This is a genomic window from Ponticoccus sp. (in: a-proteobacteria), assembly GCF_048381735.1.
In genome coordinates this window covers 617,004-642,524 of sequence record NZ_JBLXGL010000001.1, presented here as the reverse complement: position 1 = coordinate 642,524, position 25,521 = coordinate 617,004, and the positions used below count along the sequence as shown (strand labels likewise).

General features: G+C 68.0%; 21 protein-coding genes. 5 read left to right on the top strand and 16 right to left on the bottom strand.

Annotated elements, in window-relative coordinates:
- Window positions 1–35: 35 nt before the first annotated feature.
- Genes tatC through ACN5KJ_RS03020 form a run of 3 tightly spaced genes read right to left on the bottom strand, consistent with a single transcriptional unit; the run spans window position 36 to window position 1,690 of the window.
- On the bottom strand, window positions 36–965 hold the full coding sequence (gene tatC, locus ACN5KJ_RS03030; RefSeq protein WP_347167496.1) for a twin-arginine translocase subunit TatC: 930 nt from the start codon (window positions 963–965) through the stop codon (window positions 36–38).
- Window positions 962–1,444 carry a Sec-independent protein translocase protein TatB gene (gene tatB, locus ACN5KJ_RS03025; protein WP_418592001.1) on the bottom strand — a complete coding sequence of 161 codons (483 nt, stop codon included), beginning with the start codon at window positions 1,442–1,444 and terminating at the stop codon, window positions 962–964. Before tatB ends, tatC begins: the two co-directional genes overlap by 4 nt.
- A 6-nt stretch (window positions 1,445–1,450) precedes the next feature.
- Complete coding sequence (locus ACN5KJ_RS03020; RefSeq protein ID WP_418592000.1) at window positions 1,451–1,690, bottom strand: twin-arginine translocase TatA/TatE family subunit; 240 nt, start codon at window positions 1,688–1,690, stop codon at window positions 1,451–1,453.
- A gap of 233 nt (window positions 1,691–1,923) precedes the next feature.
- Here ACN5KJ_RS03020 and ACN5KJ_RS03015 point away from each other — a divergent pair, with 233 nt between their 5' ends.
- Window positions 1,924–2,586, top strand: coding sequence for a helix-turn-helix transcriptional regulator (locus ACN5KJ_RS03015; RefSeq protein ID WP_347167494.1), 663 nt, complete (start codon window positions 1,924–1,926; stop codon window positions 2,584–2,586).
- A gap of 66 nt (window positions 2,587–2,652) precedes the next feature.
- On the opposite strand, the gene ACN5KJ_RS03010 is transcribed toward ACN5KJ_RS03015, so the two are convergent.
- From ACN5KJ_RS03010 to ACN5KJ_RS02995, 4 genes are all read right to left on the bottom strand, one after another.
- Window positions 2,653–3,549 (bottom strand): fructose bisphosphate aldolase, encoded by an 897-nt coding sequence (locus ACN5KJ_RS03010; RefSeq protein WP_418591999.1) that lies wholly within the window; start codon window positions 3,547–3,549, stop codon window positions 2,653–2,655.
- Window positions 3,550–3,834: 285 nt separating this feature from the next.
- Entirely contained in the window at window positions 3,835–5,190 is a 1,356-nt protein-coding gene (locus ACN5KJ_RS03005; protein WP_418591998.1) for a cytochrome P450, read from the bottom strand.
- Complete coding sequence (locus ACN5KJ_RS03000; protein ID WP_418591997.1) at window positions 5,187–6,425, bottom strand: hypothetical protein; 1,239 nt, start codon at window positions 6,423–6,425, stop codon at window positions 5,187–5,189. Before ACN5KJ_RS03000 ends, ACN5KJ_RS03005 begins: the two co-directional genes overlap by 4 nt.
- A 143-nt stretch (window positions 6,426–6,568) precedes the next feature.
- A complete protein-coding gene (locus tag ACN5KJ_RS02995; RefSeq protein WP_347167491.1) occupies window positions 6,569–7,312 on the bottom strand; it encodes a cytochrome c biogenesis CcdA family protein in 744 nt (247 codons plus the stop codon).
- Window positions 7,313–7,505: 193 nt separating this feature from the next.
- Between ACN5KJ_RS02995 and ACN5KJ_RS02990 the strand changes: the two genes are divergently transcribed.
- Window positions 7,506–7,727: a sulfurtransferase TusA family protein gene (locus ACN5KJ_RS02990; protein WP_418591996.1), complete on the top strand. Its 222-nt coding sequence runs from the start codon at window positions 7,506–7,508 to the stop codon at window positions 7,725–7,727.
- A 245-nt stretch (window positions 7,728–7,972) separates the two neighbouring features.
- On the opposite strand, the gene ACN5KJ_RS02985 is transcribed toward ACN5KJ_RS02990, so the two are convergent.
- A complete protein-coding gene (locus tag ACN5KJ_RS02985; protein ID WP_418591995.1) occupies window positions 7,973–11,161 on the bottom strand; it encodes an Rne/Rng family ribonuclease in 3,189 nt (1,062 codons plus the stop codon).
- A gap of 470 nt (window positions 11,162–11,631) precedes the next feature.
- Window positions 11,632–13,080 (bottom strand): YfcC family protein, encoded by a 1,449-nt coding sequence (locus ACN5KJ_RS02980; protein WP_418591994.1) that lies wholly within the window; start codon window positions 13,078–13,080, stop codon window positions 11,632–11,634.
- Window positions 13,081–13,270: 190 nt separating this feature from the next.
- On the opposite strand from ACN5KJ_RS02980, the gene ACN5KJ_RS02975 reads away from it, so the two are divergent.
- A complete protein-coding gene (locus tag ACN5KJ_RS02975; protein WP_418591993.1) occupies window positions 13,271–13,918 on the top strand; it encodes a GntR family transcriptional regulator in 648 nt (215 codons plus the stop codon).
- A gap of 127 nt (window positions 13,919–14,045) precedes the next feature.
- On the opposite strand, the gene ACN5KJ_RS02970 is transcribed toward ACN5KJ_RS02975, so the two are convergent.
- Window positions 14,046–14,918 (bottom strand): NAD(P)-dependent oxidoreductase, encoded by an 873-nt coding sequence (locus tag ACN5KJ_RS02970; protein ID WP_418591992.1) that lies wholly within the window; start codon window positions 14,916–14,918, stop codon window positions 14,046–14,048.
- 106 nt (window positions 14,919–15,024) lie between these two features.
- Here ACN5KJ_RS02970 and ACN5KJ_RS02965 point away from each other — a divergent pair, with 106 nt between their 5' ends.
- Entirely contained in the window at window positions 15,025–17,493 is a 2,469-nt protein-coding gene (locus ACN5KJ_RS02965; protein WP_347167484.1) for a penicillin acylase family protein, read from the top strand.
- A 16-nt stretch (window positions 17,494–17,509) separates the two neighbouring features.
- A complete protein-coding gene (locus ACN5KJ_RS02960) occupies window positions 17,510–18,439 on the top strand; it encodes an aminoglycoside phosphotransferase family protein (RefSeq protein ID WP_418591991.1) in 930 nt (309 codons plus the stop codon).
- Window positions 18,440–18,725: 286 nt separating this feature from the next.
- On the opposite strand, the gene hflX is transcribed toward ACN5KJ_RS02960, so the two are convergent.
- The 6 genes from hflX to ACN5KJ_RS02930 form a co-directional block, all read right to left on the bottom strand.
- Window positions 18,726–19,982: a GTPase HflX gene (hflX, locus tag ACN5KJ_RS02955; RefSeq protein ID WP_347168053.1), complete on the bottom strand. Its 1,257-nt coding sequence runs from the start codon at window positions 19,980–19,982 to the stop codon at window positions 18,726–18,728.
- A gap of 17 nt (window positions 19,983–19,999) precedes the next feature.
- Window positions 20,000–20,239 carry an RNA chaperone Hfq gene (gene hfq, locus ACN5KJ_RS02950; RefSeq protein WP_023849333.1) on the bottom strand — a complete coding sequence of 80 codons (240 nt, stop codon included), beginning with the start codon at window positions 20,237–20,239 and terminating at the stop codon, window positions 20,000–20,002.
- Window positions 20,240–20,372: 133 nt separating this feature from the next.
- Window positions 20,373–21,884: a TrkH family potassium uptake protein gene (locus ACN5KJ_RS02945; RefSeq protein WP_347167481.1), complete on the bottom strand. Its 1,512-nt coding sequence runs from the start codon at window positions 21,882–21,884 to the stop codon at window positions 20,373–20,375.
- The gene (trkA, locus tag ACN5KJ_RS02940; protein ID WP_418591990.1) at window positions 21,884–23,260 is read right to left on the bottom strand and encodes a Trk system potassium transporter TrkA; all 1,377 of its coding nucleotides are present in this window, start codon (window positions 23,258–23,260) and stop codon (window positions 21,884–21,886) included. The genes ACN5KJ_RS02945 and trkA overlap by 1 nt, the downstream gene beginning before the upstream one ends.
- A gap of 190 nt (window positions 23,261–23,450) precedes the next feature.
- Window positions 23,451–24,071, bottom strand: a complete 621-nt coding sequence (locus ACN5KJ_RS02935) for a hypothetical protein (protein ID WP_418591989.1) — start codon at window positions 24,069–24,071, stop codon at window positions 23,451–23,453.
- A gap of 28 nt (window positions 24,072–24,099) precedes the next feature.
- Window positions 24,100–25,515: a sigma-54-dependent transcriptional regulator gene (locus ACN5KJ_RS02930; RefSeq protein WP_418591988.1), complete on the bottom strand. Its 1,416-nt coding sequence runs from the start codon at window positions 25,513–25,515 to the stop codon at window positions 24,100–24,102.
- Between the last annotated feature and the right edge of the window lie 6 nt (window positions 25,516–25,521).

The window sequence follows — 25,521 nt, the reverse complement described above, 5'->3', positions numbered from 1 at the left end:
TTCCAGCGCCGCCGCGATCCGTTTCAGGGTCTTGCTCACTTCTCGTCCTCGTCGAATTCCTTGACCAGCGGGTCCTCTTCGCCGTTCTCCTCCTCGAACCACAGGCCCTGTGCCCGCAGGTCGGCCTCGCGCTTCTTCTCGACGCGGGCGACCAGGAAGATCGAGATCTCGTACAGGCCGTAGACGACGGTAAAGAGGATCATCTGCGTGATCACATCCGGCGGCGTCACAAGCGCGGCCAGCAGCAGGATGCCGACCACCGCGTATTTGCGCACATTGCCCAGCCCCTCGGCAGAGACCAGCCCGGCCTTGCCCATCAGCGTCAGCAGCACCGGAAGCTGAAAGCACAGGCCGAAGGCGATGATGAACTTCAGCGTGATGTCGAGCGACTCGTTGACCTTGCCGAAGAAGGTGATCCGCAGCCCGTCCTCGGTGGCGGGCACAACGGCGGCGGCATCGGGCACCGCGTCGGTGGTCTGTGCCAGCAGGTTGGCGAAGATCGAACTGACATCGGCGAAGCCCAGGAAGAAGGCCATCGCCAGCGGCGTCACCACGAAATGCGCAAAGGAGGCGCCCAGCAGGAACATGATCGGCGAGGCGATGGTGAACGGCAGGAAGGCCGCCTTCTCCGAGCGGTACAGACCCGGCGCCACGAAACGCCACATCTGGTGCGCGATCACCGGGAAGGCCAGCGCGAATCCGAAGACCATCGAGATCCGGAACAGCGTGAACAGGTATTCCTGCGGCGAGGTATACTGCAGCGTCGGCGAGGGGTCGCCGAGGTCGCGCAGGGTCGCCTCGATCGGCTGCAGCAGGAATTGCAGGATCGGTTCGGCCACGACGAAGGCCAGAACGATCCCGATGATGAAGGCGATGACCGACCGGATCAGCCGCGTGCGCAGCTCGGCCAGATGTTCGATCAGCGGCGCGGCGCTGTCCTCGATGTCGTCTTCGATATGGCTCATGCGTCGGTCCCCTTCGGGGTGTCCTCACCCGGCGCCGTCAGGTCCGCCTCCAGCGCCTCGGCCTTCTTCATGGCCTCCTCCGCCTCGCGCTTCTTGCGTTCGGCGGCCGCCCGGGCGGCACTGGCCTCGATCTTGCGGCGGGCCTCGTCGCGCTCCTGCGACAGCTTGGCGGTTTCGCTACCGGGTTTCGGGGCGGCCTTCTCCGGGTCGATGTCGGTCAGCGATTTCGCCGCGTCCTTGACGCCGTCCATGGCGCTGCTCATCGGGTTGGTCGCGGTCTTGAAGGTCTTGGCCACGTCGCGCACGCCGGATTCCTCCGCCGCATCGTTCATGGCCCGGCTGAACTCGCGCGCCATGCCGCGGGCCTTGCCCATGAAGCGGCCCACGTTGCGAAACAGCATCGGCAGGTCCTTGGGGCCGACGACGATCAACGCCACGACCCCGATGACCATGAGTTCGGTCCAGCCAAGATCGAACATGGCGGGTTACACCTTGTCCTTCTCGTCGGCCGGGTTGTGCTCCGGTGCCTGCGGGGTCACGTCGCGCGCCTCTTCCGCTTTTTTCTGGTCTTCAAGTTCCTGGCCGCCTTCGCTCACGCCCTTCTTGAAGGCGGTGATGCCCTTGCCGACCTCGCCCATCAGCGAGGAAATCTTGCCCCGCCCAAACAGAACGAGCACGACGACGGCGATCAGCAGAAGGCCCGGAAGGCCGATATTGTTCAACATGGCGGTCTCCTTGTCCGGCGCCGCAGCCCTTGCGACGCGTGAAATCCGAGACCGGGTTCTAACGGCTCCCGGCGCCCGACAAAAGCGCCAAAGCGCCGCTATGCCCGACCACGTGTGTCATGACCTTGTCAGTTGTCAGGATTTTGTCAGTATAGCAGCGCGGCGCGGAAGGATTTTGCAAAATCCTTCCAAATTCCTTGCAAGGAATTTGCCCCCGGCACAGAGGTTGACGCATGAACAGGAAAGACCGGCTATACGCCCTGATGCAGCGGCTGCGCGACGGCAGGCTGCACACGGCAGAGGCCATGGCACAGGATCTGAAGGTCTCGGTCCGCACGATCTACCGCGACATGGAGGTGCTCGCCGCCTCCGGCGTTCCGGTCGAGGGCGCGCGGGGCTACGGCTACACGGTGCAGGCCGCCATCACCCTGCCGCCGCTCAACCTGACAGAGGCAGAGCTCGAGGCGCTGCACCTCGCGCTCGCCGCGCTCGGCGCCTCCGAGATGGCCGAACAGGCCGCCGCCGCCCGCAGCCTCGCCCGCAAGATCGACACGGTCCTGCCCGAAGACGCGGGCAGCGCGCCGGCGCCCTTCGGCTTTGCCACCGATGCCTTTGCGGAAGCGGCGCGCGGCTTCACCCATATGCCCGCGATCCGGGCCGCCATCCGCGCCCGGCAGAAGCTGCGGGTCACGCTCGACGGCCAGGTCCGGGATATCCGGCCCCTGCATATCGACTACTGGGGACGGGTCTGGACCTGCGTGGCCTGGGACGAGACGGCGGGCGATTTCGCCACCCTGCGCATCGACCGGATCGGGGCGCTGACGCCCCTGCCCGGCCTCTTCGTCGATGAACCGGGCAAGCGGCTGGCGGATTTCCGGGCGCGGCCCACGCCGTGACGACAGACAAAAAGACCCGGCCGCGCGGGCAGGCGCGGCCGGGTCCGAAGATGCCAGGCGGGTCGCTTACAGCGAGGCCTGGTAGATCTTGTCGATGTTCGAGCCGAGGGCCGCGTTGAACGCGGCATCGGATTGCTGCTTCGACAGGCCCTCGGCCAGCGCCCGGCTGAAAGAGGCGATCATCTTCGGCTGCCGCGCCAGACGCGCACAGGCCTCGTCGGTGGAATAGCCCCCCGACAGGGCCACCACACGCACCACGCGCGGGTGATCGGCCAGATCGTCGTAGAGCCCGTCCTCGCTGGGGATGGTCAGCTTGAGCATCACGTCATGCCCCTCGGGCAGCGCGTCGAGGCCGGCCTTGAGCGCGTCCTTCAGGATCGCCTCGGCCTCGGCCTTGGTGGCGGAGTTGATCGAGACTTCGGGCTCGATAATCGGCACCAGCCCGCAGGACACCACAGTGGCGCCCACCTCGAACTGCTGCGCCACGACGGCCTTGATCCCCTCGGCATTGGCCTCGTGGATGACCGAGCGCTCCTTGGTGCCGAAGACGCCGAGGCCCGCGGCCTCTTTCAGCCTCTCTTCCAGACCCGGAATCGGCTTCATCATCTGCACGCCATTGGCCTCGTCCTCGAGCCCCTTGTCGATCTTCAGGAAAGGCACGACGGACAGGCTGTTCCACAGGTACTCCGCCACCGGGGTGCCATCCACGGCCCCGCGCATGGTGCGCTCGAACAGGATCGCGCCGATCACCTTGTCGCCGGTGAAGTCGGGGGCCTTGATGATCCGCGTGCGCATCTCGTGGATCTGGCCGAACATGGCCTCTTCGCCATCGTACATGTCCTCGGTGACGCCGTAGAGCCCCAGCGCCTTGGGGGTCGAGCCGCCCGACTGGTCGAGCGCGGCGATGAACCCCTTGCCGCCCGCCATCTGCGCCTTCATCTTCGCGAAATCGTCCTGTGTCATGTACTCTTCCTCGCCACGGTGAAATCTCTAGACATGGTCGATACCCCGTCCCGCGAAGCGGGTATAGGGGCGCGCGCCACTGTTAACGCTAAACCTGGCCGGGGCTTCGCCAAACGCCAGCCGCGGGCTAGCGGCACGGTCGCACTTGGGTATTTGTGCCAAGAAGAAGCCCAGGGCCCGCCCGCCCGGCGGCGTGGGACACCCGTTGCCCGGGCGGGCGGGTGTCGACGGGTGTTTTTACTTGGTCCAAATACCTTCATTCCGAACCCGCCCCGGGCGTGCCGGTCAGCGTTCCTCAACCCTCAGCCAGATGCCGTCGCGCGCGCGCACGGTCAGATGCGCTTCGGGGATCGGGGTGCGGTTCGTGATGGTCGTCACGCGGAAGTCGCGCAGCAACAGGGCCAGCAGCAGGACGCCCTCGACCATGGCAAAGCCCGCGCCGGTGCAGACGCGCGGGCCTGCGCTGAAGGGGATATAGGCCTCGCGCCCGCAGATCCTGCCGTTCTCGGTCTGCCAGCGGGCGGGGTCGAAGCCGTCGGGGTTGTCCCACAGGCGCGTGTGGCGGTGCAGGTGCCAGGGGCTGAGCACCATCTGTGCCGCCCTGGGGATGGCGCGGTCGCGGAAGCGCTCGGGCCGGGTCGTTTCGCGCACCATCATCGGCACCGGCGGGTAGAGCCGCAGGGTCTCGCGGAAGACGTCGCGGGTCACGCGCAGTTTCGAGACGCTGGCGAAGTCGGCGTTGACCGCGCGGCCCTCGGCCGCCACCCGGTCCTGCCATTCGGGATGTGAGGCCAGGAGGAAAAGCGCCCAGCCGAGCGCCGACGCCGAGGTTTCATGCCCGGCAAGGAAGAAGATCGCCACCTGGTCGACCATCTCGGCGGCGGAGAAGGTCTGCCCGGTCTCGGGGTCGCGGGTCGTCATGATCTTGGTGGCGAGGTCGTCGGGCGCGGTGCCTGCGGCGATGGCCTTCTGGCGCGCCTCTGTCAGTTGCGTAATGAGGCTTCGGATGCGGGTGGCCGCCGCGCGGGTGTCGCGCCGGAAGAAGCGCGGCATCCAGCGCGGGCCGGGGATGAAGGCGGCGAGGTTCAGGATCGGCTGGCTGCGCTGGTAGGCGCGGAATTCGTGGAAGACCTCCTGCGCCAGCGCGTCCTCGATGGGGATCGAGAAGAGCGTGCGAAAGATGACGTCGGCGGCGGCGTGGCTGGCCTGCTCCTCCACCTCGACCTCTGCGCCCCCGGTACCCAGCTGCCCCGCCAGCCGGTCGCGCGCCGCAAGCGCCGCCTGCCACATGGCCGGGTAGGTCTCGCGCAGGCGTCCGCCTTCGAAGGCCGGGTCGATGATGCGGCGCTGGCGCTGCCACTCGGCGCCATTGGTCAGGAAGACAGAGTTGCCCAGAAGCGGGCGCAGCCCGGCGCCGATGCGGTCGGATTTGGGGAAATCCATCGGGCGCTCCTTCAGCACCGTCTTCACCAGATCGGGCTGGTTCAGCAGGTAGGAGCGGAAGAAGGGCGACCTGAACTCTGCCATCCAGGCCCGGTAGAGCCGCGCGGGCTGGGCCGAGAGGATGTCCTGCCGGAAGAGTTTCACGTAGCGCCAGAGCGAGACCCGGTCCGGGCGCGTCGCCGGTTTCGGGGGGATCATGCGGCGACGCTCGTATACTTGGACACCGCGTGGTCGATGCGGCTGGCCGAGGGCGGGCGCCCGGCGTAGCGGCTGGCCAGCGACAGGGGGCCGGCGGTGATGCGGAAATAGTCGTAGTCGCGCGGCCGGTCGAAGGCGCAGAGATACTGGAAATGCAGGCGGAAGAAGCGCCAGCGCAGTTCCTTCCAGCGTTCGGGGCTGAGCGACCGGGTGAACTGCGCCGAGAAGACCAGCGGCCAGCGCTTGTCCGCGGGCGCCACCCCCGAGACGCTGACCGGATCGCAGAGCGCGAAGGCGCAGCCGTCCCCGGGCGCGGTCACGTCGACCCATGACAGCGCCTCGCTGGCCGAGAGGAAACGCAGGTCGGCCCGCAGCCGATGCGCGTCGCGCAGGAAGGACACCATGGGCACCACCTGTCCGAGGCTGAGGAAGGCCAGGCGCGGCCCGTTGGCGGGCACGCGCCCCGCGCGGATAAGGTCGGCGAGGATCGAGACCGCCAGATGCGCGCCCGAGGAATGGCCGACCACCAGAACCTCGTCGACGTCTTCGGTCAGGGCGGTGCCGATGGTGGCGGCGAACTCTGACATGCGGGCCTCCAGCGCGGGCGGGTTGGCGCCGCGGTGGAGGGCCGAGAAGGCGTAGTCGTGCATCAGGTAATAGGCGAAGAGCTTGCCGTCCCTGGCCCGGAACCAGCGCAGCACCGCATAGGCGATGCCGCCCCATGCAATAAGGCCGGACAGCGTGGCGGCGATGCCCAGCCAGGGCGTCAGCAGGCCGATCAGCGCGAATCCCACCCAGCCCAGCAGCAGCGCAAGACCGAGTTGCACCAGAAGCGCCCCGACCGGGTAGAGCGCGGCGATCACCGGCCCCTTGCGCAGCCGCATCAGCCGCCGCAGTGCGCCGGTGGCGATGTATTCCCACGAGGTGCGCAGAAGCTGCGCGTAGGTTGCCGGGATGCTGTTCGACATGCTGTCGCGAACGATGTCGGACCAGACCAGAACCTCGATATCCGCTTGGGTTTCCGCGCCCTCCATGACCGTCTGCACGTGCCAGCCATAGGCGCCGCCGCCCTTCTTGGGACTCAGCGTCAGCGCGTAGCCCGAGATTGCCGCCTGCGCCGCGCCCTCCTTGCGGTAGAGCTCGCGGTAGCGGCGCGGGTGAATCGGGTCGTAGCCGGGAATGTAGAAGACCCGGCGCCGGGTCACTTCCTGTGGGGTGTCGTGCTGCTCTGCCATGGCGCGCCCTCGTTTTGCCGGTCAGCCTAGCCTGGCAATCCGGCAGGAGTATGGCGCGCGCCCCGCCCCGCGCGCAACCGGACTTCGCGCCGAAGTCCGGTCCGAAGTCCGCCACGGACTTCGGCGCCCGCGAGGGGCGCCGCCTAACCCAGTGTCGCGAGCGCCGGGAAGGTTTCGAGCAGCCAGAAGGACAGCGCCGAGAAACCACCCGTCAGCATCATCAGACCGATGGTCCACAGAAGCAGCCCCATGGCGCGCTCGATCTGCTGCATGTGGCGCTTCATCCAGGCCATGGCGCCGGTCAGGCGCGGCAGGAAGGCCGCGACCAGCAGGAAGGGGATGCCCAGGCCCGCCGCGTAGACGCCCAGCAGCGCCGTCCCGCGCGAGACAGAGGCCTCGGACGCGGCCAGCGACAGGATCGCCCCCAGCTGCGGGCCGATGCAGGGCGTCCAGCCGAAGGCGAAGGCCAGCCCCAGCACATAGGCGCCGAAGGCGCTGCCGCCGCGGTCGCCCGCATCCATGCGCGCCTCGCGGTCGAGAAAGCCGATGCGGTAGACCCCGACGAAATGCGCGCCGAAGATCATCACCGTCACGCCCGCCGCGGCATTCAGATGCGCCTGGTACTGCAACAGCGCCCGCCCCGCCGCAGAGGCCGCCGCCCCCAGCAGCAGGAAGACCGTGGAGAGCCCCAGCACGAAGAACAGCGCCGACATCAGCGCCTTGCGGCGCGAGGCCCCCAGCTCCGTCATCGAAACCCCGCTCATATAGGCAAGGTAGGGCGGCACGACCGGCAGCACGCAGGGCGAGAGGAAAGAAATGAATCCCGCCGCCAGCGCCACGAACATGGCGGGCAAGAGGGATGCGTCGATGATCTCGATTCCGAACATGTGTCAGGGCTTAGGCCATCCGGGCGGGCGCGTCACGCTCCGCCCGGGTCACATCCGCGTGGCGTCTTTGAAACATCCCCGGGGGTACGGCCATGGCGCGCCGCCCCGGCCCCGCGGGCCGCCTGTCGCGGGCCGGTGGAAAATCCGCGCAGAGCCGCTTCTACGCCCGGTCGAAACGCTCTATGTCTGCGCCATGACCCATGAACTCGACGCCACCGGCCTGCTTTGTCCCCTGCCCGTCCTGAAGGCCCGCAAACGCCTGCGGGCGCTGGAACCGGGAGGCCTGCTGGTGCTGCGCACCGACGATCCGGCGGCGATCATCGACGTCCCGCATTTCTGCGCCGAGGCCGGGCATCATCTGGAAACACAGGCCGAGGACGGCAACGCGATGATCTGGACGATACGCCGCGGCTGATGTGCATCCGGCGGGCCCTGTGTCCGCCATGTCCGCCGTGTCCGCCGTGTCCGCCATGCCCGCCGTGTCCGCCGTGTCCGCCGTGTCCGCCGTGTCCGCCGTGTCCGCCGTGTCCGCCGTGTCCGCCGTGTCCGCCGTGAGGGATCCGGTGCCCGACAGGACATCAAGACCGCCTCACAATCACCTGATCTGAAAAGAAAAAGCCCCGGCGTCGCGCCGGGGCTTTCCTTGTCTGTCCTGCCGGATCAGCGGCCCAGGGACCACCAGCCGCGGCGTTTCGGCTTGTCGTCCTCGCCAGCCGGTTCGGTGGCCTCGGGCGCTTCTGCGGCGGGCGCTTCTTCAGCCTCGGCAGGCTCGGGCGCCGCCTCGGTCACAGTCTCCTCCACCGCCGGAGCAACCGGCGCCTCGTCCTTGGCTTCGACGGGCGCGTCAGGCTCCGCCGGGGCGCCGACGACCGACGCGATGACGTCAGAGGCCTTGGCCCGCGTGCGCCTGCGCTTGGGCCCTTCCTGCGGGGCCTCTGCGGTTTCGGCCTGCGCCTCGGGCGCCGGAGCCTCGGACGGGGTCGCCGCCTCGGCAGTGTCCGCCACCTCGGTTGCGGCAGGCGCCGCCTCGGTCACAGTCTCCGTCACGGCCTCCGGGGCCGCCGCTGCGGGCGCCGCATCATCGCTGGCTTCGGCAGCGGGCGCGGCGGGCTCTTCCGTCACGACCTTGGGCTTGCGCGTCCGGCTGCGGGTCCGCTTCGGCTTTTCCTTCACCGGCACGGCAACCTCTGCCTCGGGCGCGGTTTCGGGCGCGGCCTCGGCGGTTTCAGCTTCGGCCACGGCACCATCCGATGCCTCTGCCGCGACAGGCTCTGCCGGGGTGGCAGGCGCTTCGGCGGCGGGGCTCTGCGCGGGCTGGTCGTTGTCCGACGCGGTGCCGGTGCCATCCTCGGCGCTGTCGCCCTCGGGCTTGTCAGAGGCCTCTGCCCCATCCTGCCCCTCGCCGTTGTCGCGGGACTTGGACTTGCGGCGACGCCGGCGACGGCGCTTCCTGGGCTTGCCGTCGTCCTCCCCGTCCTCCTCGGACGAGGGCGCGCGCACCTCGGATACCTCGGCCTCGGCCTCTGCCTTTTCGGCGGCTTCCAGTTCCTCGGCCTCTGCGGCTTCTGCCGCTTCGTCGATCTCGTCCATGATCGAGGTATCGACCGACACCACCGGCGCCGCCTCGGGCACCACGCGGGTCGCGGTCTTGAACTTCTCAAGCGTGAAGTCGGGCGAGACCAGGTGCACGTCCCCCTCGATCCGCACGGACATGCCGTAGCGGCTTTCGATCTGGGCCACATGCTCGCGTTTCTGGTTCATCAGGTAGTTGGCGATGCCCACCGGGCATTTCAGCAGCACCTCGCGCGAGCGGCGGCGCGTGCCCTCTTCCTCGACCTGACGCAGGATGTTCAGCGCCATATTGTCGTCGGACCGGATCAGCCCGGTGCCGTGACAGGCGGGGCACGGCTGCGTCGTTGCCTCGATCATGCCGGGGCGCAGGCGCTGGCGCGACATCTCCAGCAGGCCGAAGCCCGAGATCCGGCCCACCTGGATGCGGGCGCGGTCGGTCTTCAGCTTGTCCTTGATGCGCTTCTCGACGGCGGCGTTGTTCTTGCGCTCGTCCATGTCGATGAAGTCGATGACGATCAGCCCCGCAAGGTCGCGCAGGCGCAGCTGGCGGGCGACCTCTTCGGCGGCCTCGAGATTGGTCTTCAGCGCGGTCTCTTCGACCGAGCCCTCTTTCGTGGCCCGGCCAGAGTTCACGTCGATGGCCACCAGCGCCTCGGTCACGCCGATGACGATATAGCCGCCGGACTTCAGCTGCACGGTCGGGTTGAACATGCCGCCAAGGTACGACTCGACCTGATAGCGCGCGAACAGCGGCATCTGGTCCTGGTAGTGCTTCACGTTCTTGGCGTGGGACGGCATGATCATCTTCATGAAGTCCTTGGCCACGCGGTAGCCGCGCTCGCCCTCGACCCAGACCTCGTCGATCTCGCGCGAATACAGATCGCGGATCGAGCGTTTGATCAGGTCGCCCTCTTCGTAGATCTTCGCGGGCGCGATGCTCTTCAGCGTCAGCTCGCGGATCTGCTCCCACAGGCGCTGCAGGTATTCGTAGTCGCGCTTGATCTCGGTCTTGGTGCGCTTGGCGCCCGCCGTGCGGATGATCAGGCCCGCGCCCTTGGGCACGTCGATCTCGTTGGCGATGGCCTTCAGCTTCTGCCGGTCGGTGGCATTGGTGATCTTGCGGCTGATGCCGCCGCCGCGCGCGGTGTTGGGCATCAGCACGCAGTAGCGACCGGCCAGCGACAGGTAGGTGGTCAGAGCGGCGCCCTTGTTGCCACGCTCTTCCTTGACGACCTGCACCAGCATGATCTGGCGGACCTTGATGACTTCCTGGATCTTGTAGCGGCGCGCGCGCGACGGCTTGCGCACCGGGCGGATGTCTTCCTCGGTGTCGTCGTCGGCGACGGATTCGATGCCATCGTCGCCGTCAGAAGAGTCGTCGTCATCGTCGTCGGAACCGCCCGGCTCGGCGGTGATCACATCGGCGTCATCGTCGCTGTCGGCGGCCATGGGGCGGCCCTTGGGCTCGTCCTCTTGACTGTCCTGCCCGGCGTCCCCGGCCTCTGCACCGGCCTCGTCGGGGCTTTGGACCGGCGTCTCGGCGGGCGTCGGCTCGGGCAGCTCGGAAGGCGCGGGCGGCTCTGCCGGGGTCTCGGCGGGGGTCGGGTTTTCCGGCGCCTCGGCGGGCGCGGGTTCCTCTGTCGGGGTCTCTCCGGGCACGTCCGCGCCAGCGGCGGCGGGCGCCTCGGTCACGTGATCCGGCAGCGCCTGTTCCGCGGGCGTGGCTTCGGCCACACCGGTATCCGGCGTGCCGTCAGGCTCTGCCACCGGGGTCTCGGCCACGGTTTCCATCGGCGACAGGCCCTCGCCCGGCTCGCCGGCATCGCCGTCCTCGCCAAGATCGATGGTTTCCATCCCGCTGATCTCGCGGGGAGCCTTGTCCGCCTTGTCGGCCTGAGCCTCCGGGGCCTCGGTTGTCTTCGCAGGCTTCCGGCGCGACCGCGAACGCGACCGCTTGGGCTTCTCTTCTTCCTCGGCGGCGGCGGCGGCAAGCTCTGCCTCCTCCTCCATCAGCGCCTTCCGGTCAGCGACCGGGATCTGGTAGTAATCCGGGTGGATTTCCGAGAAGGCGAGGAAACCGTGGCGGTTGCCGCCATAGTCCACGAAGGCCGCCTGAAGCGAGGGTTCGACCCGCGTTACCTTTGCAAGGTAGATATTGCCGGCGAGCTGCCGCTTGTTTTCGGACTCAAAGTCGAATTCCTCGACCTTGTTGCCGTCCACCACCACGACGCGGGTTTCCTCCGCGTGGGTGGCGTCGATGAGCATTTTCTTTGCCATGGGTTCCGTATGCACAGCCGGACGAGCCCCGTCCCGGGGGTCGCGGCGCGTGGGGACTGTGTCTTGTCAGGGCGAGAGGTAGCGCACCGTCACGAGGGGCGCAGACGCTCCTGTCCTCGTGCCTCATGTCTGTCGCGCGCTTCATCGCGGTTCTTCTCCGACGCTATACCGCGGCATGGTCCATGCCTCGGCTGCGCCCGTTCATGAAACCCGTCGCAAGAAGCGGTCCGGGCTCGGTTCTTTGGCCTTGCGGCCGGATCGGTCTGCCAGAAAGCGGATTGGTCCGGGCTTTGAGGCAGCGAAACTGGTCGGCGCTGTCCTGAAGACAGCCTGCCTGAAAGCCAACATAACGTCTGAGGCACCAAGAACACAATGCTGAAATTGCGCTTTATCCCCAGTCCCCGGCGTGGATGACAAAAAGAAGGGCGCCGCGGATGGCGGCGCCCTTTGGCGTTCCGTTGCGGACCGGCCTACCCGATCCAGCCGGTTGCCTGTGCAAAGACCACGAAGCCCACGGCGATGGCGACCCAGACCGCGAAGAGCGGCAGGAAGAAGCGGATCCAGCGATCCCAGCCGACCCCGCCAAGCGCCAGCGTCGCCATGAAGTACCCCGACGTCGGGTAAAGGATGTTCGAAAGGCCATCGCCAAGCTGGTAGGACAGCACCGCGTTCTGGCGGGTCACGCCGATGATGTCCGACAGCGGCGCCATGATCGGCATGGTCACCAGAGCCTGGCCCGAGCCCGACGGGATCACGAAGTTGAACCCCAGCTGCGCAAGGAACATGCCCACCGCCGACAGCGTGTCGGGGAACGAACCCACGAGGTCGCCAAGCCCCAGCACCAGCGTGTCCATCACCTGCCCCTGCTCCAGCATCACGGCCACGGCGCGCGCCAGCCCGACGATGATCGCGCCCACCAGCACGTCGCGGAACCCTTCGTTGAAGGCCTCGCAGATTTTCGTGGTGGTGAGCCCGGCCACAAGCCCGACCGTGATCCCCATGAGCACGAAGAGCCCCGCCATCTCCATCATGAACCAGCCGCGCGTCAGCACGCCCCAGATCATGACACCGAAGAAAGCCAGCGCCACCAGACCGGCGCGGAACTGGCGCGGAGTGAATTGCAGCGCCGCGCCGATCTCTGCGGTCTGGTACAGGCGGCGCTTCTCTTCCTCGCGCGCGGTGCCGGCCATCAGGCTTGCTGCGGGATTGGCACGGACCTTGCTGGCGTAGCGGGTGACATGGATCACCGCGGCGCCCAGCAAGGCGACGAAAAGAGCGGCCCGCAGACCGGCGCCGGAGTACAGCGGCACCTCGGCGATGGACTGGCCGAGGCCGGTGTTGATCGGGTTGAGAACGCCCGAGGTGAAACCCGCCGTCGTCGCCAGCAGCGCCACCGCCACCGCCGTCACGCTGTCGAAGCGCAGGGCGATCATCAGCGGCAGGATCACCGGCACGTAGACCAGCGCAAGCTCCTGCGTGCCGATCAGCGTCGCCACCACGGCGAAGGTCACCATGAGCACCGGCAGGATCAGGATCGAGCGCGCCGCGAACCGCCGTGTCAGCTTGTCCACCGCGACGTCGATCACGCCGGTGCGCCGGATCACCATGAACATGCCGCCGATGATGAAGGTGAAGAACACCACGACCGAGGCATCGGCGAGCCCGCGCGGCACCGCCATCATGAAATCCTCCAGCCCGACCGGGGTCGGGGCCACCTGCCGGTAGCTCTCGGGGTCGATGGCGCTGCGCCCGTTGGGCAGGGTCACGCGGTCGAAGACGCCCGCCGGAATGAAATGCGTCGCCAGCGCGGCAAGCGCGGTGAAGACGAATAGAATGACGTAGATATGCGGCATCCGCATGCCCTCGGATCCGGCAATCTCCTCCTCCGGGTCCAGTGTCCTCTGTGTCTCGCTTGTCATATCGGCCTCCCTACCGTTTCGACATGCCCGCCCGGGGGACCCGGGCTTGTTTGCCATCGCAATTGAGCTATCTTCTAAAATGTTAGATGGGATTTCATCTGTCAGACAATGCGGAATGCCAATCAAGACCTTTCGTGGTATTTTGATAATGCCGTGATAGCGTCAAGCAGTTCAGGAGAGTGAGACAGGCATGGACGAAATGCAAAAACCGCTGGCAGATCAGGCATTTGACGCGCTCCTTTCGGCGCTCCGCAGCGGCGCGCTGGAAGCCGGGGCCTTCTTTTCCATGCCAGAGCTGTCGCGCAGGCTGGACTATCCCATCGCCGCGATCCGCGAGGCAACGAAGCTGGCAGAGGCCCGCGCCCTGCTCAGCATCCGGCCCAAACGGGGAATCACCGTGATGGATGCGGGCCCCCGGACCACGCGAACCTGCATGGACATGCGCTCGGCGCTGGAGCGCGAAGGCGCGCGGCGGATCCTGCTGACAGAGGCGCCCTTTCCGGCGGAAGGGCTGCGCCGGACGCACGAAGACCTGCTGGCGCGCGCGCGGGCGGGGGATCCGACGGCCACCGGCACGCTCGCCATCGGCGTCGACCTCAGCCTGCACAACGCGCTGTCAGAGGGGCTGGACAACCCCTACCTGCAAGAGGCCTACCGGCAGAACCGCGACCGGATCGCGGTGATCCAGCAGACCCGGCCGTTCCTGATGGACCGGATCACCTCGGCGATGGAAGAGCATCTGGACATCATCGCCGCCATGGAAGCGCGCGATCTGCGCCGGGTCGAGGAAACCATCGACATCCATCTGGTGCAGACCCTGCGCTGGTGGGGAATGTAGCCGCCCGTTCCGGGCCGACGGCATCCCGCCGAAACCCGCCAGCCTTCAGCCAAACCATTGCCTTCGAAGCCCCGCCGGTCTGGCGGGGCTTCGGTGCCTCGGGGTAAGGGCGAGGCGCCCGAACCGATCAGCCGAGGGCGTTCAGCCGCTTGATCAGCGCAGAGGTGTCCCAGCGCCCGCCGCCCAGCTTCTGCACGTCCTTGTAGAACTGATCCACCAGGGCAGTGACGGGCAGCGAGGCCCCGACCTCATCCGCGGTGTTCAGGCAGATGCCCAGATCCTTGCGCATCCAGTCGACGGCAAAGCCGTGGTCGAACTTGTCGTCCAGCATTGTCTCGAAGCGGTTGACCATCTGCCAGGACCCGGCGGCGCCGCCGCCGATGACCTCGACCACCGCGCGCCCGTCAAGGCCCGCCTTCTGCGCGAAATGCAGCCCTTCGGACAGGCCCTGCACCAGCCCGGCGATGCAGATCTGATTGACCATCTTGCACAATTGCCCGGCACCGCTTTCGCCAAGGCGGTTGCACAGCTTGGCATAGCTGTCGATCAGCGGCTTGGCGGCATCGAAGGCGGCCTGATCGCCGCCGCACATTACGACAAGTTGTCCGTTCTCGGCGCCCGCCTGCCCGCCAGAGACAGGCGCGTCCACGAAGGCGATCCCGGCCTCGCGCGCCTGCTGGAACAGCTCGGCGGTGACCATGGCTGAGACGGTGGTGTGGTCGACGAAGGTGCTGCCCTCCGCCATGCCGGCAAAGGCGCCGTCGGCGCCGGTGCAGACAGAGCGCAGGTCGTCGTCGTTGCCGACGCAGGCCATGACGAAATCCGCGCCGCTGGCGGCCTCGCGCGGGGTCGCGGCGCTGGCACCGCCATGCTCTGCAACCCATTTTTCGGCCTTTGCCGCGGTGCGGTTGTAGACCGTCACCTCGTGACCGGCCCTGGCGAGATAACCCGCCATCGGGTAGCCCATGACCCCAAGCCCGAGAAATGCAACCTTTGCCATTGTCGTTGGTCCTCCGTCAGGCCCGCCCGGCGCGCCTCTTGGCAAGCCCCGGCAGGCACGTTAATCCCGTCCCTGCCCCACCTACCCCAATACAAGGCGCGTGCAAATGGCGGTTCTGTTCCGATGGCTTCTGCGACTGGCCACCGCCGCGGTGGTGCTGAGCGTTCTGGGCATCGGGGTGGCCTATTACCTCGCCTCGCGGTCGCTGCCCGATTACGACAAGACGCTGAGCGTCTCGGGCGCCGCCGCCGAAGTCGAGATCGTGCGCGACAATTCCGGCGTGCCGCACATTCTTGCCGAAAGCGACGCGGATGCCTTCTTTGGCCTCGGCTACGCCCATGCGCAGGACCGCCTGTGGCAGATGATCGTGCTGCGCCGCACCGCGCAGGGCCGCCTGTCCGAGATCTTCGGCGAACGCACGGTGCGCACCGACACGCTGCTGCGGCGGCTCGACCTTTACGCGCTGGCGCGGCAGTCGGTGCAGGCGCAGGACGCGCGCACAACGGACGCGCTGCGCGCCTATGCGGCCGGGGTCAATGCACGGATCACCGAGATCAACACCGAAAGCCTCGGGCGCGGGGCACCGGAACTGTTCCTCTTCGACGCGCCCATGGCGCCGTGGCAACCCGCCGATTCCATCGCCCTGATCAAGCTGATGGCGCTGCAACTCTCGGCGCATATGTCCGAAGAGGTGCTGCGCGCCCGGACCTCGTGGCTGCTGGACGATCCCGACCGGCTGGCCGACATCCTGCCGGATATGCCCGGGTCCGGCGTCGCGGCCCTGCCCTCTTACGCCAGCCTGCTGCCGGCGCCGCTGCAACGTCACGCGGCCCTGCCCGGCAAGGAGATGCCGCGCTTTCTGGCCGCCGTGCCCGAGCGCGGTCTGGCGGGCGCCTCCAACGTCTGGGCGGCGGCGGCCTCGCGCTCTGCCGGCGGCGGAACGCTGATGGCCAACGACCCGCACCTTGGCTTCACCGCGCCGTCGATCTGGTATCTGGCGCGGCTGCAACTGCAATCCGGCGGCGTCATCGGCGGATCCATTCCCGGCATCCCCGCGATCATGGTGGGGCGGTCGGAGAACCTCGCATGGGGCATCACCTCGGCCTATATGGACGATCAGGACCTGCACTTCGAAGAGGTGAACCCCGAGAACCCTGAAGAGGTGCGCAGCCCCGAGGGCTATGTCCCCTTCCGCACCCGCAAGTCGATCATCGAGATCAAGGACGCGGCCCCGATCACCATCACCCTGCGCTGGACGGAAAACGGCCCGGTGCTGCCCGGCTCGCAGTTCAACCTGGAAGACGTGACGCCCGAGGGCCATGTCATGTCGCTGTCCTGGACCGCGCTCTCGGGCGAGGACACCTCGGCCTCGGCGGCGGTGGGGCTGATGATGGCGCAGTCCGTGGAAGAGGCGATCGAGGTCTCGCGGCTCTACGTGGCGCCCGCACAGAACCTGACGCTGATCGACGACGAGATGGTGGCGATGAAGATGGTCGGCGCCATGCCGCGCCGCGATCCCGCGCACCAGAGCCGGGGGCGCCTGCCCTCGCCCGGCTGGCTGGAACAGAACCGCTGGCAGGGGGTCATGCCCTACTCCGCCAACCCCGAGTTCCTCGCCCCCGAGGGCGGCATCGTCGGCAATACCAACAACAAGGTCATCGACCGGCCCTTCCCCAACCACGTCAGCTTTGACTGGGGCGACAGCCAGCGGGTGCAGCGCTGGCAGGGGCTGATGCAGGGCCGCAAGGTGCATACCCGCGACAGCTTCATCGAGGCGCAGCTGGACACCGTGTCGCCCGCCGCCCGCACCCTGCTGCCGCTGATCGGGCGCGACCTGTGGTTCACCGGCGAGGCCGCCGAAGAGGGCACGCCCGAGCGCCGCCGCCAGCGCGCGCTGGACCTGCTGGCCGACTGGAACGGCGAGATGTCCGAACACCTGCCCGAACCGCTGATCTACGCAGCCTGGCTGCGCGCCCTGCAGGACCGGCTGATCCGCGACGAGCTGGGACCGCTGGCCGAGGACTTCGACCATGTCGAACCGCTGTTCATCGAGCGGGTCTTCCGCAACGTGAACGGCGCCGGGGTCTGGTGCGACGTGATCCGCTCTGCCGAGGTCGAGACCTGCTCGGACATCGCGCGGCTGGCGCTGGACGACGCGCTGCTGTGGATCGCCGAACACCACGGATCGGCGCTGGAAAGCCTGCGCTGGGGCGATGCCCATGCCGCCGTGCACGAACACCCGGTGCTGGGCGAGGTGCCGCTGCTGCGCTACTTCGTGAACATCCGCCAAAGCACCTCGGGTGGCGATCACACGCTGATGCGCGGGCGCACCTCGGGGAAAGACCCGGCGCCCTTCCAGAACGTCCATGGCGCGGGCTATCGCGGCGTCTACGACTTCGCAGATCCGGACTCTTCGGTCTTCATCAATGCCACCGGGCAATCCGGCCACCCGCTGTCGCGGCACTACGACGACCTCGGGCAGCTGTGGCGGCGCGGCGAATACATCCCCATGTCGCTGGACATCGACCTCGCGCGCGCCGCCTCGGTCGGCATCACGCGACTCGTCCCGAAGTGAGGCGGCAAGGGCCTTGGTGAGCGGCCTGCCCACCCATCTCGATGGCGAAAAGGCCCTTGCTGTGGCGCTTGCGGCGCTGGGGACGCTCTGGCCGCGACGGGCGGTGACGCTGACGCCGCTCAAACCCCTGACCAAACCCCTGCGGGCGACCGTCTTCCGCGTGGCGGGCGGGCCGCAACCCACCGTGGCAAAGGTCTGGGGGCCGGGCAACGCGGCCCGGGCCACGGCGCAGGCGGCGCGACAGGCCGAGGTCGCCGCCGCGATGGCCCACGGGGCCTGGCGGGTGCCCGCGGTGCTGGGCTTCGACGCGGCGCGCAACGCGCTGATCATGACCGACCCGGGCGGCGAGAGCCTGCGGACCCTGGGCGAAGGCGGCGCGGCGGTTGCGGCGCAGGCGGGCGGCTGGCTGGCGGCCTTCCACGATCTCAGCCTGCGCGCACATCCCTTCCGGCCCGCGGGCCATCTGGCATGGGCCGCGCGCCTGAAGGAGGCGGTCCGCTCAGGCGCCCGCGTTCTGCCCGAGCCCGAGGGTTTCGCCGCGCGGATCGATGCGCTGACCCCGCTGGCAAGGGCGGCGCGCGGCTCGCCCGCCTGCCGCGCGGTGACCCATCGGGACATGACCCTTGCGAATCTCGTAACCGGTGGAGGCGCTGTCTGGGGCATTGACTTCGAGAACACCCGCGAGGACGAACCCCTGCGCGACCTCTTCACGCTGGCGCTGGACCTCTGCGTCCTAACGCCGGGCGCGACCGGGCGGGAAACGGCGCTGACGGCCCTGCGGCAGGGCTATGGCCGGGAGATCGCCACACCGCAGGCGCGGCTGTTCCTGCAACAGGCCTTCGCGCTCGGGGTCTGGGCCAACACCCCCGTCATGCCCTCGCGCCGACAGGCGGCGCGGCTGGAGGCGGCGCAGTGGATGCTGGGGCTCGGCGAACCGGTGATCTGACAGGCCTTGGCCCGCCCCGCAAGGTCAGCCTGCGCTGGAGCGCGACGGTCAGCATATCGAAGCCAATCGCAGGGCCGCGTCGAACTGGGGATCGGGAAGACCCCGGTCCGCCCCGCAAGGACGGCCTGAGCGGGACGGCAGCGGCCAGCGCGTCGAGATCAGACGCAGGGCCGCGAGGTCACGGTCAGGGCTGCGGGCCAAGGCAAAGTGGCGCCACGCAAGGCAATCAGGCCGTAGCCACATCCCGGCAGCCGGACCATGCCCGGCCCCCGGAGCGCTGCCTGCCCTACTCCATCGAGTCGAAGCGGGCGCGGTCGGCGGCGGACCACTTCACGGTCAGCAGATAGCCGTCCTCGTCCTGCGTCTCGGCCTCGACCAGCCCCTTCTCGAACAGCCACGCCCGGCGGCGGCCCGCGCCGAAGCCCAGGCGCACCCTGTCCTGCCGGGTCTCTTCCCCCAGCGCCGCCGTCACCGCTTCCAGAAAGCCGTCCAGTCCGGCCCCGGTCAGGGCCGAGACCGCAAAGACCGCCTCATCGCGCTCGGCCCGCAGGGCCACCGCCTCGGCCCCCTCCGGGTCCAGCCGGTCGAGCTTGTTCCAAAGCTCCAGTCGCGGGGTTTCCTCGTCGAGGCCCAGCTCGGCGAGGATCGCGTTCACATCCTCGGCCTGCGCCTCGGATTCGGGGTGCGAGATATCGCGCACATGCACGATCACATCCGCCGCCAGCACCTCTTCGAGCGTGGCGCGGAAGGCGGCGACCAGCTGCGTCGGCAGGTCCGAGATGAAGCCCACGGTGTCCGACAGGATCACGTCGGCGCCGGTGGGCAGGCGCACCGCGCGCATGGTCGGGTCCAGCGTCGCGAAGAGCATGTCCTTGGCCATGACTTCGGCGCCGGTCAGGCGGTTGAACAGCGTCGACTTGCCGGCGTTGGTATAGCCCACCAGCGCGACAATGGGATAGGGCACCTTGGCGCGCGCCTTGCGGTGCAGTTCGCGCGTCCGGACAACCTTGTCCAGCTGGCGGCGCAGGCGCACCATCTGCTCGTCGATGGCGCGGCGGTCGGCCTCGATCTGGGTCTCGCCCGGGCCGCCGACAAAGCCAAGCCCGCCGCGCTGCCGTTCAAGGTGGGTCCAGGCGCGGACCAGCCGCGTGCGCTGATAGGACAGCGCCGCCATCTCGACCTGCAAGACCCCCTCGCGGGTGGCGGCGCGATCCGAGAAGATCTCGAGGATCAGCCCGGTGCGGTCCAGAAGCTTGACCTTCCACTCTTTTTCAAGATTGCGCTGCTGCACCGGAGAGACGGGACCGTCCACCAGCACCAGCTCGACCTCGGCATCGTGGAAGCGGTCTTTCAGTTCGGCGATCTTGCCGGTGCCGAACAGCGCCCCGGCATGGGGGCGCGGCAGGGGCACGACTTCGGAGCCGACGATTTCAAGCCCCGGCAGGGCATGCGCCAGCGACACGGCTTCTTCCAAGGCCATGCGCGCGTCCCGGCGGTTCGGGTCGCTCTTGATGTCGGGATGCACGACCCATGCCCGGGTCACATGCGGAGCGTGTTCCTTCACGCGTCCCCTTCGCCGTCATACAGGTTGATCGGCTGGCTTGGCATGATGGTCGAGATCGCGTGCTTGTAGACCAGCTGGGACTGGCCGTCCCGGCGCAGCAGCACGCAGAAATTGTCGAACCAGGTGATCACGCCCTGCAGCTTCACCCCGTTGATGAGAAAGACCGTTACCGGAACCTTCGTCTTGCGGACGTGATTGAGAAACGCGTCCTGAAGGTTCTGTCTGTCAGAAGCCATTGACTTGCCTTTATTCTTGCCTTGCGCCCCGCTCGGGCGCCCTCGTCGGACAGAGTATGTCGCGCCCGGCGGGGAGTTTCCAGCCGAAAAGCGAAATCGCGCATCAACTTGCGACCCGCCGGGCACGCCGCGCTCATTCCCGCCAGCTTTCCGGGGTCAGCATGACGATGAAGGCCAGCAGTTCCAGCCGCCCCAGCACCATGGCAAGGCACATGATCAGCTTGGTGTCCCAGAGCCACGCGCTCATGTTGATCGGTTCGGCGGCGGCGTATTGCGCAAGCGGTCCGGTGTTGGACAGCGCCACGACCGCGACCACCGTCGCCTCTTCGAAGGTCAGCCCGTAGCTGCCGAAGATCAGCGTCAGGGCGGCGATCATGATGGCAAAGAGCATGAACACGACCCATGCGATGAAGGCGCCCTCGCGCCGGGTGCGGCGCCCCATCAGCCCCGCACGCCCCACCGACGAGGGGTGAATCAGCCGCTCCATCTCGCGCAGGCCGTTGGCGTAAAGGGTGTAGACCCGCAGCAGCTTGACGCCGCCCGCCGTGGTCGCCACGCCGCCGCCGATGACCGCGAGGCCCATCAGGATGATCCCCGGCGTCGGCAGCCCCGACCAGGCCCGCGCGGTGTCCCAGTCGCCCGACAGGAAGCCGGTGGTCGACAGGAAGGACATCGCGGTGAACAGCGCGCCCCACAGCGCCCGCACGCCGGTGACCCAGTCCTGTTCCTGCCCGACGTCGAAGGCCCCGGCCCAGTGCCGGACAAAGAGCGCGGCGGGCACGGCGGCGACCAGCAGGATACCCATGCGGAATTCCGGGTCGTACCAAAGGCTTTGCCCGTTGCGCGTGTCAGAGGAAAACGTCAGCCGCGACAGCGCGAAGAAGAGAAAGCAGAAGAGGATCATCTCTCCGGCCAGACCGCTGGGCGCGGCGCCCAGCGAGGCCAGCGGCGTGATGCCGGAGGTGGACAGCACCGCCATGGCATGGCTGAGCGCCACCAGCGGCGGGTCGCCCGCCACCAGCAGCATCACCGCGAGCCCCAGCGTCAGCCCCGCGTAGATCGGCACCAGCACCTCTGTGGCGCGCCAGACCCGCTGGCCGGGCGTGCCGGTGCCGCTGCGGGCAGAGCCGTCGAGGATGGTCTGCCCCGGCTCGCCGCTGGCGGTCACCTCGAAGCCCCCCAGCGCCAGCGGCGCCAGGATGGCCGAGGCAGCGATCCACATCAGAAGGCCGCCCATCCAGCCGACCTGCGCGCGCCACAGGTGTTCCGGCCCCGACAGCCGCGCCGCATCGAAGATCGTCGCGCCGGTGGTGGTCATGCTCGAGACCATCTCGAAATAGGCGCTGACGTAGGTGGTGTTGCGCACCGCCTCGTGGAAGGGAATCGCCATGAGCGCGGGCAGGATCAGGAAGCTGGCCGCCAGTTGCAGCAGCAGCCGCAGGGCCGACCGGTTGTGGTCCCGGTTCCCCAGCGCCAACCCCATCAGCGCCGTCAGCGTCAGCCCGAGGACCGTGCCGTAGAAGAAGCTGCGCGCGTCGTGGAATTCCTCGATGGCCAGCGCATAACCCGCGGGCACCAGCATCGACAGGAAGGCCAGCCCCATGATGGACAGGAAGAACGGCAGGCGCGAGAGGATGCCCAGCATCAGAAGAAATCGATCGAGACCTGCAACAGGCGCTCGACCTCCGGCACGTCACCCGACAGGGCGAAGATCACGATCTTGTCCCCCTCTTCGATCCGCAGGGCGCCGGTGGGTTTCAGCATCTGGTCGCCCCGGCCCACGGCGCCCACCAGCACGCCTTCGGGAAAGTCGATCTCGCGGATCAGCGAGCCCGAGATCGGCGAGGTCGACATGACCTCTGCCTCGATCACCTCGGCCTCGGCGTCGCCGATGGAATAGACCGCGCTGACGCGGCCATGGCGGATGTGGCGCAGGATAGAGCTGACGGTGGTGGCGCGCGGGTTGATGTAGGCGTCGATGTCCAGCGCATCCATCAGCGGCACCAGCGTCGGGTCGTTGATCAGCGCGATCACCATGGGACAGCCCGCCGCCTTGGCGCGCACGGCGGCCAGCGTGTTCACCTTGTCGTCGTCGGTCACGCAGAGCGTCGCGTCCGAGCGCGAGACACCGGCCTCGGCCAGCAGCGCCGAATCGAGCCCGTCGCCGTGCAGCACGATGGTGCGTTCCAGATCCTCGGCCGCCCGTTCGGCGATCGAGCGGTTGCGCTCGATCACCTTGACGCGGATGCGGCGCGGCCCCTGCTCCAGCCGCCGCGCGACGGCCAGGCCGACATTGCCGCCACCGATGATCACCACCCGCTCCTGCTTGCGCTGCGACTTGCCGAAGATCTCCAGCGCGCGCTGCACGTCCTCGTCGTGGACCATGAGATAGCAGCTGTCGCCGACGAACAGCTGGTCGCCGGATTCCGGCGCGAACAGCGTGTCGTCGCGCCGGATGCCCACCACGACCGCGCGCAGGGTGCTGAACAGGTCGGTGAGCTGCCGAAGCGGCGTGTTCACGATCGGACAGCCTTCGTCGATCAGCAGCCCCATCAGATGGGCCTTGCCGCCCAGGAACTCTTCGGTGTCGAAGGCCGCGGTGGCGGAGAGGCGGCGAAAGGCGGCCTCGGCCACCTCGCGTTCGGGGTTGATGACCACGTCGATGGGCATGTGGTCGCGCCGGTACAGGTCGGAGTACAGCGCCTTCTGGTAGCTTTCGGCGCGCAGGCGGGCGATCTTGCGCGGCACGGAAAAGACCGAATGCGCGACCTGGCAGGTGACCATGTTCACCTCGTCCGAATAGGTCGCGGCGATGATCATGTCGGCATCGCCCGCGCCGGCCTGATCCAGCACGTCCGGGTAAGAGGCAAAGCCCGCGATGCCCTGCACGTCCAGCGTATCGGTGGCGCGCCGCACGAGGTCGGGATTGTTGTCCACGACGGTGACGTCGTTGCGCTCTCCGGCAAGGTGGCGGGCGATCTGCCAGCCGACCTGCCCCGCGCCGCAAATGATGACCTTCATGGACCGTCCCCGAGGAATTGCCCTGCCGGAGTGACACGGCCCGCGCGGCGGGTCAACGCCAGCCGTGGCAGAGCCCGCCGCCCCGTGGCGCGGCGGTCGCGTTTGGCGCCAAGCGCCTTCGCGGCGCCCGGGACTGCGCAGGCCGTTGTATCAAGGCGCTTGCCACCGCAGGCGGCCCGCGTCGCGCCCGTCACTGGCCGCGGATCTCCGCCCGCGCCTCGTCCTGCCACTGCCGCTTCCAGGCGAAGACATCGGCACGGCGGTCCCATTCATAGCGCGGGTCTTCGGTGACCCCGACGTAGTACAGCCGCCCCTGCCCCTGCCGCCAGGGATCGAGGACAAGGCCCTTTTCCATCGGGTCGCCCTTGGCCGAGAGGATCAGCGTGGAATGCTCCAGCCGGACATTCCGCGAATTGGCGATGGCGCGGTGCAGGTCGAGGGTCTGGAAGCGTTGTGCCCGCATGTGCATTTCCAGATCGTCGGCCCAGTCCTTGCACAGCCCGCGTGGCCTGAGGCCATTGTTGACCTTGGTGTTGTGCAGCAGCGGCGGGTCGGTGACCTGCCACTCGACCGCCCAGTCCAGCGGCTCCATCACCGCGATCCGCGCCGCCCGGGCCGCCTCCTCGGACGAGACATTCGGCCCGAGGTCCAGCAACCGCCGCGTCAGCGCCGCGATCTTGGCCTCTTCGGTGCTGCGGCCTTCGGCGAAGGCCATGACCGCCCGCGACTGGGCCATCTCGTCCGCGGGCATGCCGCAGCCCGCAACCAGCGCCGCCCCGGAAAGGAGGCTGCAAAACCGTCTTCTGTTCATATCCCTTGTCTCCGGCTGTCCCTTGGAATCAGGACACTTCCTGCATGGCATCGTCCACATGGGCAATACGTCCGCCCGATTTTGCCGAGGTCACGACGCCCAGGGACTTCAACTTGCGGTGAAGCGCCGAGCGTTCCATTCCCACGAAAGAGGCGGTGCGCGAGATGTTCCCGCCAAAGCGGTTGATCTGCGTCAGCAGGTACTCGCGCTCGAAGGCCTCGCGCGCCTCGCGCAGCGGCATCGTGGCCAGCGTGCCCGACAGCACCACCCGCTCTTCGCCGTCGTCGCGCCCGGTGGTTTCCTGCGGCAGTTCGCGCGCCTCGATCGGGCCGGTGCCGTCGCCGAGGATCAGCACCCGCTCCACGAGGTTCTTCAGCTGCCGCACGTTGCCGGGCCAGGACATGGTCTGCATCAGCGCCACGGCGTCCTCGGTCAGTTCGCGGATCGGCAGGCCCTGCCCGCTGTGACAGGCTTCGATGAAATGCCGCGCCAGAACCGGGATATCCTCGCGCCGTTCCGCCAGCGAGGGCACCGCGATCGGCACCACGTTCAGCCGGTGATACAACTCTTCGCGGAAGCGCCCGGCCTGGATCTCGGACTGCAGGTCGCGGTTGGTGCTGGAGATCACCCGCAGGTCGACCCGCACCTTGTCGGCGCCGCCGACGCGGGTGAACTGCTGGTCCACCAGCACGCGCAGGATCTTGGACTGGGTGCCGTTGGGCATGTCGGCGACCTCGTCGAAGTAGATCACCCCGCCATGCGCCTGCTCCAGCAGGCCCGGCTCGATCCCGCGCTTCGAGGATTCGCGGCCGAAGAGCATGGCCTCCATCATCTCGGGTTCGACGCCGGCGCAGTTCACCGTCACGAAAGGCGCATTGGCGCGCGCCGACTGGCCGTGGATGTAGCGCGCCGCCACCTCCTTGCCCGAGCCCGCCGGGCCGGTCAGCATCACGCGGCCGTTCGACTTGGTCACCTTGTCGAGCTGCCCCACCAGCGTGCGGAAAGAGGCGCTGTCGCCGATCATCTCGGCCGCCTTCACGTCGCCGCGCTTCAGGGTGGCATTCTCGCGGCGCAGGATAGAGGTCTCCATCGCGCGGCGGATCACCACCAGCAACTGGTCGATATTGAAGGGCTTCTCGATGAAATCGTAGGCGCCTTGCTTGATCGCCGCCACGGCGATCTCGATATTGCCATGCCCCGAGATGATCACCACCGGGATATCCGGGTTGTCCCGTTTCACCGTCTTGAGAATGTCGATGCCGTCCATCTTGCTGTCCTTCAGCCAGATGTCGAGGATCAGCAGTGCCGGTGGCTCGGAATTGATCTCGGCCATCGCCTCCTGGCTGTTGGCGGCAAGACGCGTGGTGAACCCCTCGTCTTCGAGGATGTCTCCGATCAGTTCCCGGATGTCGCGTTCGTCATCGACGATCAGGATGTCGCTCATTGGGTG